This is a genomic window from Geminocystis sp. M7585_C2015_104, assembly GCA_015295805.1.
Taxonomy (GTDB): domain Bacteria; phylum Cyanobacteriota; class Cyanobacteriia; order Cyanobacteriales; family Cyanobacteriaceae; genus DVEF01.
In genome coordinates this window covers 1-11,658 of the sequence record DVEF01000097.1, presented here as the reverse complement: position 1 = coordinate 11,658, position 11,658 = coordinate 1, and the positions used below count along the sequence as shown (strand labels likewise).

General features: G+C 48.1%; 12 protein-coding genes. 4 read left to right on the top strand and 8 right to left on the bottom strand.

The genetic code is table 11. From position 1 onward, the window contains the following. Together IGQ44_11965 and IGQ44_11960 are read right to left on the bottom strand one after the other, a co-directional pair. Positions 1-536, bottom strand: a 536-nt coding sequence (locus IGQ44_11965) for a fused N-dimethylarginine dimethylaminohydrolase/saccharopine dehydrogenase domain-containing protein (protein ID HIK38691.1), incomplete at its 3' end; no start/stop codon positions are given. A gap of 157 nt (positions 537-693) precedes the next feature. Continuing rightward, entirely contained in the window at positions 694-1,167 is a 474-nt protein-coding gene (locus tag IGQ44_11960; protein HIK38690.1) for a GatB/YqeY domain-containing protein, read from the bottom strand. A gap of 197 nt (positions 1,168-1,364) precedes the next feature. On the opposite strand from IGQ44_11960, the gene argF reads away from it, so the two are divergent. Beyond that, a complete protein-coding gene (gene argF / locus IGQ44_11955; protein ID HIK38689.1) occupies positions 1,365-2,285 on the top strand; it encodes an ornithine carbamoyltransferase in 921 nt (306 codons plus the stop codon). 12 nt (positions 2,286-2,297) lie between these two features. On the opposite strand, the gene IGQ44_11950 is transcribed toward argF, so the two are convergent. Both IGQ44_11950 and IGQ44_11945 read right to left on the bottom strand, forming a co-directional pair. Continuing rightward, positions 2,298-3,089 carry a carbon dioxide-concentrating mechanism protein gene (locus IGQ44_11950; GenBank protein ID HIK38688.1) on the bottom strand — a complete coding sequence of 264 codons (792 nt, stop codon included), beginning with the start codon at positions 3,087-3,089 and terminating at the stop codon, positions 2,298-2,300. An 81-nt stretch (positions 3,090-3,170) separates the two neighbouring features. Beyond that, complete coding sequence (locus tag IGQ44_11945) at positions 3,171-3,863, bottom strand: Crp/Fnr family transcriptional regulator (protein HIK38687.1); 693 nt, start codon at positions 3,861-3,863, stop codon at positions 3,171-3,173. A 130-nt stretch (positions 3,864-3,993) separates the two neighbouring features. Here IGQ44_11945 and IGQ44_11940 point away from each other — a divergent pair, with 130 nt between their 5' ends. Further along, on the top strand, positions 3,994-5,172 hold the full coding sequence (locus tag IGQ44_11940) for a CO2 hydration protein (GenBank protein HIK38686.1): 1,179 nt from the start codon (positions 3,994-3,996) through the stop codon (positions 5,170-5,172). Here the strand turns inward: IGQ44_11940 and IGQ44_11935 are convergent. The 3 genes from IGQ44_11935 to trmD are packed head-to-tail and all read right to left on the bottom strand — an operon-like array spanning position 5,169 to position 7,568. After that, positions 5,169-5,927: a pantothenate kinase gene (locus tag IGQ44_11935; GenBank protein ID HIK38685.1), complete on the bottom strand. Its 759-nt coding sequence runs from the start codon at positions 5,925-5,927 to the stop codon at positions 5,169-5,171. The two genes, IGQ44_11940 and IGQ44_11935, sit on opposite strands and share 4 nt — an antisense overlap. Positions 5,928-5,959: 32 nt before the next feature. Next, the gene (locus tag IGQ44_11930; GenBank protein HIK38684.1) at positions 5,960-6,829 is read right to left on the bottom strand and encodes a 4-hydroxybenzoate solanesyltransferase; all 870 of its coding nucleotides are present in this window, start codon (positions 6,827-6,829) and stop codon (positions 5,960-5,962) included. Positions 6,830-6,857: 28 nt separating this feature from the next. Continuing rightward, positions 6,858-7,568 carry a tRNA (guanosine(37)-N1)-methyltransferase TrmD gene (gene trmD, locus IGQ44_11925; GenBank protein HIK38683.1) on the bottom strand — a complete coding sequence of 237 codons (711 nt, stop codon included), beginning with the start codon at positions 7,566-7,568 and terminating at the stop codon, positions 6,858-6,860. A gap of 227 nt (positions 7,569-7,795) precedes the next feature. Here trmD and IGQ44_11920 point away from each other — a divergent pair, with 227 nt between their 5' ends. Together IGQ44_11920 and cphA are read left to right on the top strand one after the other, a co-directional pair. Beyond that, positions 7,796-8,614 carry a cyanophycinase gene (locus IGQ44_11920; GenBank protein ID HIK38682.1) on the top strand — a complete coding sequence of 273 codons (819 nt, stop codon included), beginning with the start codon at positions 7,796-7,798 and terminating at the stop codon, positions 8,612-8,614. Between the two features lie 80 nt (positions 8,615-8,694). Then, positions 8,695-11,316, top strand: coding sequence for a cyanophycin synthetase (gene cphA / locus IGQ44_11915; GenBank protein ID HIK38681.1), 2,622 nt, complete (start codon positions 8,695-8,697; stop codon positions 11,314-11,316). Here cphA and IGQ44_11910 read toward each other — a convergent pair. Then, on the bottom strand, positions 11,313-11,658 hold a 346-nt coding region (locus tag IGQ44_11910), incomplete at its 5' end, for a tRNA-(ms[2]io[6]A)-hydroxylase (protein ID HIK38680.1). The genes cphA and IGQ44_11910 overlap by 4 nt on opposite strands.

Sequence of the window (11,658 nt, the reverse complement as noted above, 5' to 3'; positions counted from 1 at the left end):
CCGCCGGTGAGGGGGCAGAAACAGGTATCCAGATGGTAGAAGCGACTGTCAATGAGACGGAGGGATAAAACTTCAATGTCTAACCATTTAGCTATGTAGGGGTGGGAGTCCAATTCTGAGCGGAAGCCGTAGCCAGCCCACAACCAACGTCCTTCTCTGTCAAGGAGGGCATCACCGGCCCCTTCAAAGGGCAAATCCTTAGGTAGTTGATATATAGTGAAGCCGTTAGCCTCAAACCACTGTTTAAAAAAGGGCTCTTCTGGTTGTCTTTCCGGGTGATAAAAACGACTCAATACCACCTTGTCTCCCAAAACCAAACCCGCATTGGCGGTGAATACCATGTCAGGGAGTCCTGGTTGTGGTTTAATCAGTTCTACTGTAGCATACTGTGTGATAATATTATATAACTTTTCCCATTGTTCTGCGGCTCTTTCCCGACTTGACCTGTGTACATTGCCCTCCATCCAGGGATTGATTACATAGTCTACATCGTAGTAGTCGGGAGGGCACATCAAAATCCGGATTTTGTCAGTCATATCGATTTATCTTAGTTAAAGGGGAGGCAATCCAGTGGTTTCGGGTTGCCATTAGCTTTCCCTGATTTTTGCCAATATTCCATTCTATCTTGCCGGGGATTTTGTTTTAATTCCCCACTGCCAATTGTCTGGAAATCATGACAATTCCTCTTCCGGCTCATTGGCCGAGTTTGGATTTCACCAATTCTTGAACTTTTTTGCCGTCTGCTTTTCCTTTTAGTTCTTTCATGGCCACCCCCATTACTTTCCCCAAATCTTTGACAGTTTTTGCCCCTGTTTGAGCTATTATTTGGTCTATTTTTGCTTCCAATTCTTCATCGGACAGTTGGGGAGGTAGGTAGCTTTCTATTATTGCCAATTCTGCCCTTTCTTTTTCTGCCAAATCTTCCCTGCCCGCCTTTGTATATTGTTCTATTGCCTCTTTTCTTTGTTTAGCCAACTGGGATAAAACTGCTATTTCATCTTCATAGGATAGGCTATCTTTCCCTTTTGCTCTCAATTCTACTTCTTTTTCCAACAGAAGTTTTTTGATGCTTCTTACTGTTTCTAGACGCACCTGATCCTTAGCTTTCATTGCGGCTTTTATATCCTCGCCTATTCTTTCTTTCAGACTTGCTTGTTGATTTTCCATGTATTTTGACTCCTTGTTTTTGGCTACGTTTTGCACACTATTATAACAAAAAATATAAATTTTATAAAATAAAAAAAAGCTCTCGAGACTGGTTGCAATTGGCAAAGGGGGGGCAGGAAGATGTAACCAAGAGGCTGCAGTTGGGATAAGATAGGAGAATTATTTTAGGACAAGAAGGATAAAGAAGAGAAAGAAAGATGGTGAAGCTGGAAGGGAGAGACTTGCTGAGTATAGCGGATTTAAACAAAGAGGAAATAAGGACAATTTTAGACCTAGCAGCGGAGCTAAAAAAAGGGAAAAAACAGTACAAGTGTGACAAGACGTTGGGCCTACTGTTTTACAAAGCCTCCACTCGCACCCGTGTTTCTTTTACTGTTGCCATGTATCAATTGGGGGGCAACGTGATATACTTAGAACCCAGTACTACTCAGATTGGGAGGGGTGAGCCGATAAAGGATACTGCAAGGGTGTTGAGTCGTTATTTAGACATTGTGGCCATACGCACGTTTGCCCAGGAGGATTTACAGACTTTTGCCGAGTATAGTGATATACCCATAATCAACGCCCTAACAGACCTGGAACACCCCTGTCAGATTCTAGCAGACTTCCAGACGATAGAGGAGAATTTTGGGGGACTAGAGGGGATAACCATAGCCTTTTTGGGGGATGGTAACAATGTAGCTCATTCTCTGTTGTTGGGGGGTGCCATAATGGGGATGAAGGTGAGGATAGCGACACCTCCCGGATACGAACCAAAAGCGGAAATTGTAGAAAGGGCTAGGAAACTAGCTGCCAACCCTGACCAGATTTTGCTCACCAACTCCCCGGAAACAGCCGTGGACAAGGCTCAGGTGTTGTACACTGACGTTTGGGTAAGCATGGGGCAGGAGGGGGAAGCGGCAAAGAAAATCCCTTCCTTTCAACCCTATCAGCTGAATGAAAGGCTAGTAGGTTTGGCAGATAGGGAAGCCATAGTGTTACACTGCCTGCCGGCATACAGGGGTAAGGAGATTACTGAGGAGGTGTTGGAAGGGAGACAGTCAAGGGTTTGGGATGAGGCGGAAAACCGGATGCACGCCCAGAAGGCCCTGATAGCCTGTCTTTTGGGGTTGGTGTAGGCGGGCAGGGGATTATTCGGGGTTATCGGTTTCGAGGGTGGCCTTTTGCTTGATAGTCTGCCTGGTTTCATAAGTAAAGGGCACCCTTTCCAATTCCGGCAAGGCAACCAATTTTCGTCTGGGTTGACGACGACGTTGCTGACTGGATAGAGGTGGTAGGGGTTGTTCTTTTTCTTCTTTCTCTAACCAGTAATTGGCGATAGGCAGTACAGCCTCTAAGTCTTCCAACAGACGGGGGATTACCATTACAGCATGTAACTCCCCTATCTTTTCTGCCACCTCCATTCCTGCCTCAATGGCCACCGCCACGTTAGCTATGGTACCCCTGATAATGGCAGTACAAAGTCCAGCTCCAATGGTTTCATAGGCGGCCAATTGAACATCTGCTGCCTTTAACATGGCATCGGCGGCACCCACCATGGCGGGAAAACCCCGGGTTTCCAACAAGCCCATGGGGCTGTTGCTCAGACGACTAAAACCCTTTTTCTGCTGGGCTATTTCCAATAAACGACTGCCGATGGGCAACACCGCCTCCAAATTGGGCATGGGCCTCGGTATCACCAGCTTGGAATGTAGTTGACCTATTTCCTCTGCCATTTTTGCCCCTTCTTCCACCGCCAACCTCACATCCGCTATATTCCCCCTTACAATCGCTGTACAATATCCTCCTCCTATTTTCTCATAGCCTACAAGTGTAACACCAGCAGACTTGAGCATAGTGTCGGCGGTGCCCACCAAGGCAGGGAAGCTGTAGGTGGATACCAAACCCAGGGCGCTATCAGGACTTATGTGCCTTTCTCTCATTTATGTGGGGAGAGTGTGTTCAATCTTACGGACACTCCTGAGGCGATTATACACCGAGAAAGGAGGAAATGACAAGACAGCTTAGTCGCCACCTAGTTTGCCGACGATATGGTGAAGTTGTTTGATGTTACAAAGTAGCAGGCGCTCGGAATCCTCATCTGTAGCTATTATTCCCTTGTTTTCAAACTTGGCCATCACCTGCAAACATTCATCCAAACTCAATTGGGCTAGGGAAGCTAAATCCTGACGGGGGAAATTAAAAAGCTCGATGCCCCTTTGGCCAGTTTCACCGTATTTATCCGCCAGGGAAATCAAAACCGTAGCTAGTCTTACTTTGGGTGGCTGACGATAGAATTGACAATATCTTTGATACTCCCCCACCTTTTCCACCATTAGTTTCAAGAGACGATGTTGAATTTGGATATCCTGATGGAGGATTTGTAAGAAGCGTTGGGCGGGAATTGTCAGGGATTCCACAGGGGAGATGGCTACCACTCGACTGCCACTGGCGACATTGCCTAGGATGGCCGCTTCCCCCACAAAACCCCCTGGCCCTATAATTTCTATTGTATTTCTCTCCTCTCCACGGACATTTTCCAATTTGACCCATCCGGAAACGATAAAGTCTACACCCCTACCCCAACTTTCCTCTGAAAATAATATTTCCTGAGGGTCATAACTTTCCGTTTCTGTCATGGATAAAAGCCATTCAAGGGTTTCTGTTTCCAGATTGTGGAACAGGGGAAAAGTTTCACTAAACTCTTGTGTCTCCATGACATGCTAAAGGAAGAAAGGGTTACTGAATTTTACTCGATTTTACTACCAATTTCAAGTTTATCTTCCCCAAGTGGGAAACACAAAAACTAGCTACAATAGACAGACAAAAAAAACTAGAAACGGACATATGGTAGCAACAACTCTTCCACCATCCAAGCATCCTTTAGCCGAATATATCCACCGTTTGGAAAGGGGGGGAGCCCTTTTACAAGATTCCCCGGAAAATGTGATGGAGGTGGTAGGAATTTTAAAGGCCTATGGCATAGTTTTAGACGCTTATTGGCGCAATCTCACTTATATTGCTGAACATCAATTTTTAGTACTATTTCCCTTTTTCAAGTACTTTAATGGGGAGTTTTCCTGGAAAAAATTATTACGTCACTGGTGGCATAAGCGCATCAATTACGAGTATGCGGAATATTGCATGCGTTTGATGTTATGGCATGGGGGAGGCAAACTGGAAGAATACCTGGAAACCGGGGAGTTCAAACAACTCTGTGAGGAGGCTATAAGGGCTAAAATTGGCGATAATCCGGGGTTAGTTGGATTGCATAAACTCTTTCCCCAGTTTTTTCCCGAACAGGTAAAAATGTTGGTTTATTACTCCGCCTTGGGGCAATTTTGGGAGGTGATGGCTGGAATATTTCTCACCCTGTCAGATAGATATGATAGGGGGGAGATTAAAACTATACCTGATGTAGTACAGCATATTTTAAACGGTCTAGTGGTGGCAGCCAAAAAGCCCATCACCTATGGGGTGGTGATTAAGGGGGAACGGTATAACTTACTGCCCAAAAGCGCCGGTTTGACCTTTTTGATGGATGTGGCGGTGCCATATGTGGAGGCGGTATTTTTCCGAGGCGCACCCTTTCCGGGCACAGTTTCCTACAATGCCCAAGCCAATCAAATTCCCGTAGATCAGGCGTCATTCAACTATGGTGCCCTTTATGCTGATCCCCTGCCCATAGGGAGTGCGGGGATTCCCCCTACCCTGTTAATGCAAGATATGGGTCATTATCTCCCGGATTATTTGCGGGAATACTATCGTCAAACCCCTCGTAAAGAGAAAGACTTGTTGGTGAAAATCTGTATTAGTTTCCAAAAGTCCATGTATTGTGTCACCACTGCTGCCATAAAAGGACTGGCTCCCTATCCCCTAGACACTGATAAGCTAGAAGAAAAGATTGCCAATCGTAGATATTTGGAGCAGTGGATGAATCGTTTTCTCACCTCTCGTATTTTAGATGTAAATCAAAGTAATATAGGGACCCTAATTCGCACTCGCTTCTCGGGGAAGGGAGGTTAAAAGGGGGAATCTAAAAGAGACACATACTCCCACATACCCAAAAAGATTAGATTTGGATCCACAACAATGTCAGCTTGGAAGTCGGGATAAATACGGCGAAAATAGTGAGACAAAAGAAGGGCATCGCCACCAGTGAAAATTACCTTACTACAGGGGTACTGCTTTAACCAGTCCTCGGCAAAGTCCCTAATGCCCGCGGTAATGGTATAAATGACACCACTTTGAATGGCACAAGGGGTATTGGTGGCCCAACGGGGGGTTAAGTCGGCCATGATTTCCACTTCGGGGAGAGAGGCGGTGTGGAAAAACAATGCCTGGAGTTGTAGCTTTACCCCCGGCAAAATGGCCCCTCCCCGGAAGCGTCTTTGGGCATCGGCGCCGGAGAAGGTTAGGGCTGTACCACTGTCGATCACTAAACAGGGGAAACCATACTTACAACCCCCTCCCCACAGGGTCAAAATGCGATCGCAGCCCAAACTAGGATAGGTATTTTTGAGGGGGATAAGGCTACAGTCAATGATTCTCGCCTGTGGTAAAGATAAATACATCTTGGTAGCAGAAGGCACTACCGAGGCGAAGTAAAGAGGGATTTGCGCCCGCAGACACTCTTTTAACTCCTCATCCTCCACTACTGTATTCAATTCCGCCAAGGATTCTGCCTGAAAAGTATTCCAGGTTTTGGCCAGACGATTGTCGCGAAACAAACCCCAGTGGAGACGGGAATTGCCAATCATTAAACCCAACCAGTCTTTCATGTTTGCCTGCCAGTTTTCTTTGCCGGTAACTGCTATATTTGCCCTAAAATCATCCCCAAAAGGAGGATGAAACCGAGCCATACATTCTCGCTAAAAATACGCCCATATTTACTCTTGTCACCCTCCTCTGTGCGGAGACGGACATATTGTCCCACCCAAAAAATCACGGCCACAAACCAGCTGACCCCAAAGAATGGGTTAAACCCCCTTAAAAGTCCAATATAGGCCAATAAACCTGCAGTGAGAGCGAAGAATAGACCGACTGCCTCGGCGGCCCAATCTCCAAAGAAAATGGCACTGGAATTGATGCCCAGTCTTAGGTCGTCTTCTTTGTCACTCATGGCATATACGGTATCGAATCCCATTGTCCAGGTGACTGTAGCTGCCCAGAGTAGCCAAGTATCCAAAGATATTTCGGGTTTAACAGCAGTCCAGCTGATCAACACGGCAAAGCCCCAAGCCAGTGATAATACCAGCTGGGGTACGGGGAAAAACCTTTTGGCCAAGGGATAGCAAATAATAACGGGCACTGCCGCCACACACAACCAGAAGCTGAGGGGGTTTAGATAGGAGGCCAAAATGGCGGCTATGGCCAGAAAGATAAAAAAGACGACAAGAGCCACCTTTACTGATAAAGCGCGGGAGGCAAGGGGTCGATTTTTAGTCCTTTCCACCTTGTCATCAATGTTACGATCCCACAGGTCATTGATAACACAACCCGCGGCACTAGTGGCTATACTCCCTAAGATGACTACCAGCAACAAGGGAAGGGGGGGTTTTCCCGCTGCCGCCAAAAACAGTGCCCACAGGGCGGGGATCATCAAAATCAGTCTTCCTGCCGGCTTGTCCCAGCGCAACAATTTAATTAGGTTATAGAGGGAAGGGTTAATGGTCTGAGACATGACAATTGCCGCCACAACAGCTCTTGGGTTATTTGTTATTATTATTGCACTGTTGAGATTGTTCCCACTTGGCCAATAAGTCTGGTCGTTTCTTCCTCGTTATTTCCAACTGCTTCTCCCGACGCCACTGGGCAATCTTCTGATGATTCCCTGACAATAAGACGGCGGGCACCTCCCATCCCCTGAAAACCGCTGGACGGGTATAGTGGGGGTAGTCTAACAATCCATCTTCAAAGCTATCTGACCTTATGGACTCAGCCTTTCCCACAGCGCCGGGGAGAAGTCGGATGACACCGTTAATCAAAGCTAGGGCGGGGATTTCCCCACAGGTTAGCACAAAATCCCCCAGAGAGATTTCCCTTGTCACTATATGTTGTACCCTTTCGTCTACCCCCTCATAATGGCCACAGATGATCACTAGTTGTTTATAATTGTATGCCAGTTCTTTTAAAAGGGGTTGATTGAGGGTTTGACCCTGGGGGCTCATCAAAATGACCTCCCTTGGCTGGATGACGGGCAGAGACTCCACTGCCGCGAAAATAGGCTCGGGTTTTAATACCATCCCCGCACCTCCCCCATAGGGCTCATCGTCCACCTGACGGTGTTTGTCTGTGGTAAAATCGCGGGGGTTGACCAAATTGACAATGGCAATGTTCTTCTTAATAGCCCTGCCCATTACTCCATAGCTGAGGGGAGAGGTGAAAAAGTCTGGGAAAAGAGTAATTATGTCGATTCGCACTGCCCAACAACACTTCTCACTACTTAAGGACGGTTAAAAAATTGACAGTTTAGGGGTGATTACAGCGCCTATAATAAACCCCTAAGTTCTTTCCAGTTTTAATTGTGGCTCACGGTGGTGGTGAAAGTCAACAATGAAACGTGCAGACAACAAAGGGCGTATAATGGTACGCTCACAAACTTGTTAGCTCACGACAAGGAAACAAATAAGGGGTGTAAGACAGAAAAATGAGGCAATACTATCGAGACTCCATTTTAGTAATCGGGGGTGCAGAGGATAAAGTCCATGGCAAGGAAATTCTCACAACCTTCTGGCGTTGTGCAGGGGGAGAAGAGGCCATCATCGGCATTATTCCCTCCGCCTCCAGGGAACCTACTATTATAGGGGAGCGCTACGCCAGTATTTTTAGCGACATGGGGGTAAAAGATGTAATGATTCTAGATGTGCGGGATCGTTTTCAGGGGGAAGATCCAGAATATCAGGGGTATGTGGAAAGGTGTACAGGCATATTTATGACGGGGGGAGATCAATTACGTCTCTGCGGTTTATTGGCAGACACACCCCTGATGGAAAGAATACGCCAAAGGGTGAAATTAGGGGAAATTACCCTGGCAGGCACCAGTGCAGGGGCAGCAGTAATGGGACACCATATGATAGCCGGCGGTGGTAGTGGCGAGTCTCCCAATCGAGCCCTGGTAGATATGGCCATGGGGCTGGGTATAATCCCAGAGATCATCGTGGATCAGCACTTTCACAATCGCAATCGCATGGCTAGACTCCTGGCAGCCATTTCCAGCCATCCGGAAAGACTAGGGGTGGGGATAGATGAGGACACCTGCGCCCTGTTCCACGGCGAGTACCTAGAGGTTTTGGGGAAGGGCACAGTGACCATTGTGGATGCCAAGGCCATGAGTCATACAAATCAGGGTAAAGTGCCGGCAGAAGCTCCCCTGGCTCTCCACAATCTTCGTCTTCACATTTTGGCCCATGGGGATCGCTACAATCTAAAAACCCATACCCCCGTGCCCGCTCAAGACTATCTCTAAAATGTTCAAACTGAACAGTTAACAGGAACACATTCGAGAGACACTGTAATATCATAGGGAGCAGCAAGGACAGAAAGCAGATGAGAATCCTCAGAACACTGACCCTCAGAGGACCCAACTACTGGAGTATCAGAAGACATAAACTAATTCAGTTACGCCTAGACTTGGAAGATTTGGCTAACACCCCCACCAATCAGATTCCCGGCTTTTATGAGGCCCTGGTGAAAACTCTACCCAGTCTAGTAGAACACCAATGCTCCAAAAAATACCGTGGGGGGTTCCTGGAAAGGGTCAAAGAGGGCACCTATATGGGTCATGTGGTGGAACATGTGGCGTTGGAGTTACAAGAACTGGCAGGGATGCCCGTAGGTTTCGGCCGTACCAGGGAAACCTCCACCCCCGGAGTGTACAATGTGGTGTTCGAGTATGTATATGAGGAAGCCGGTAGGTATGCCGGCCGCGCCGCCGTTCGCCTCTGCAACTCACTTGTAGAAAAGGGGTTCTATCCGCCAGAGGAGTTGGCCCAGGACCTGGCAGACCTAAAGGATTTAAAGGCAAATGCGGCCTTGGGCCCCTCCACCGAAGCCATAGTCAAAGAGGCGGAAGCTCGGGATATACCCTGGATGCTACTGAGTGCCAGAGCATTGGTGCAGTTGGGCTATGGGGTTTATCAGAAGAGAATCCAGGCCACCCTCAGTAGTTACTCCAATATCCTTGCCGTAGAACTAGCTTGTGACAAAGAGGGGACAAAAACTATTCTGGCAGAAGCAGGAATCCCTGTGCCCAAGGGAATAGTAATTCACTATTTGGACGAACTAGAAGAGGCTATTGAGGACGTTGGGGGCTATCCGGTGGTGATTAAACCTCTAGATGGCAATCATGGCCGCGGCATTACTGTGGACGTCCAGACCCCAGAGGAAGCAGAAGCCGCCTACGACCTTGCTAGTGCCGCCTCTAAAAGTCGAAGTGTTTTAGTAGAAAAGTACTACAAAGGTAGAGATCACCGGCTACTGGTGGTGAATGGCAAATTAGTGGCAGTGGCGGAAAGAGTGCCCGCCCATGTGGTAGGAGATGGCCATTCCACCATTGAAGAGCTAATTGAGAAAACTAATCAAGACCCCAATCGCGGCGAAGGACACGATAATGTTCTGACCAAAATCACCGTGGATGACACCGTATTAAAGGTGTTGGCAAGACAGGGCTATAATCTCCAAACACGTCTTAGGGAAGGGGAAATAGCCTATCTGCGAGCCACGGCTAATCTCAGCACAGGGGGTATTGCCATTGACCGCACTGATGAAATTCACCCAGAAAACGTTTGGATGGCAGAAAGGATAGCTAAGTTGATTGGGTTAGACATAGCTGGCATAGATGTGGTCACCCCCGATATTAGCAAACCCCTCAAGGAAGTGGGGGGCGTGGTAATAGAGGTGAATGCGGCGCCGGGGTTTAGAATGCATGTGGCCCCCAGCCAAGGACTACCCCGCAATGTGGCAGCCCCCGTATTAGACATGCTATTCCCCCCAGGCACTCCCAGTAGAATCCCCATTATCGCCATCACCGGTACCAATGGCAAAACCACCACCACCCGCCTCACTGCCCACATCTATCGTCAAACCGGCAAGGTAGTTGGTTATACTACCACTGATGGGATTTATATCGGCGAACACCTGGTGGAAAAAGGGGATAATACAGGCCCGGTCAGCGCCAGCGTGATCCTGCGAGACCCAACAGTGGAAGTTGCCGTTTTGGAGTGCGCCCGTGGGGGCATCCTCCGCTCCGGCCTGGCCTTTGATCGTTGTGATGTAGGTGTAGTATTGAACGTAGCAGCAGACCACCTGGGACAAGGAGACATCGACACCATTGAACAAATGGCCAAGGTCAAGGCAGTGGTAGCTGAGGCCGTTGCCGGTGACGGTTATGCCGTCCTCAATGCCGATGACCCCCTGGTATCACAAATGGCCAAAAATGTCAGGGGCAAGGTGGCCTATTTTTCCCTGAACCCGGACAATCCCATCATCCGAGAACATCTGCGTCGCAATGGCATAGCGGCAGTGTATGAAAACGGCTATGTGTCCATTTGTGAGGGACAATGGACTTTGAGAATTGAAAAAGTGGAAAATATCCCCCTCACCCTCAAGGGCATGGCCCCCTTCATGATTGCTAACGTCTTGGCCTCCTGTTTAGCCGCCTTTGTCAAAGGGGTTGATATAGAGTTGATTCGTCAAGGGGTGAGAACCTTCAGGCCAAGTGCCGAACAAACACCAGGACGCATGAACTTGTTTGAGCTGAAACACTGTAGCGTACTTATCGACTACGGACACAACCCCGCAGCCTATGAGGCAGTGGGAAACTTTGTTAAAAACTGGAAGGCGGACCGAGTAGGGGTCATAGGTGGGCCAGGAGACAGAAGAGATGAGGACTTGAGACAGTTGGGGGTGATTTCCGCTCGCATCTTTGATTACATCATCGTCAAGGAAGATGACGACACCCGTGGGAGAGAGAGGGGAGAGGTAGCAGACATAATCGTCGATGGCATCCTCTCAGAAAATCCCAACCAGGACTATATTGTCGTCTTGGACGAGGCTGAGGCCATTGAGACTGGCATTAACAAGGTAAAAGAAGGAGGCTTGGTGGTGATCTTCCCAGAAAGTGTCAGCAGGGCTATTAAAATCGTGGAAAAATACCAAAAAACCAACTAGCTATGGATACGCGGTTCAGGATACAGTTGTGAGAGAATATCGCTTTCTAACTGGGCTAATTCCTCCAATCTTGCTGACACTACTTCTGGTGGGAAGTACCGCCTTGCCAACAACCAATAAGCGCCATAGTGTCTCGCCTCCGACACCATCAACCCCCTATAAAATCTAGCCAATTCCCCATCAGGACAGTGTTGAGCCAAGAGCCCCAGTCTTTCATGGGATCTGGCTTCAATTAACGCGGCCACCAGGAGGGAGTCCAACATCCTTTCCGGTTCCTCTTTGCGGACGGCCTGCTTCAAGGTGGCGCCATAGGGGGCGGGTTTTAATGGTGCTAAGGCTATT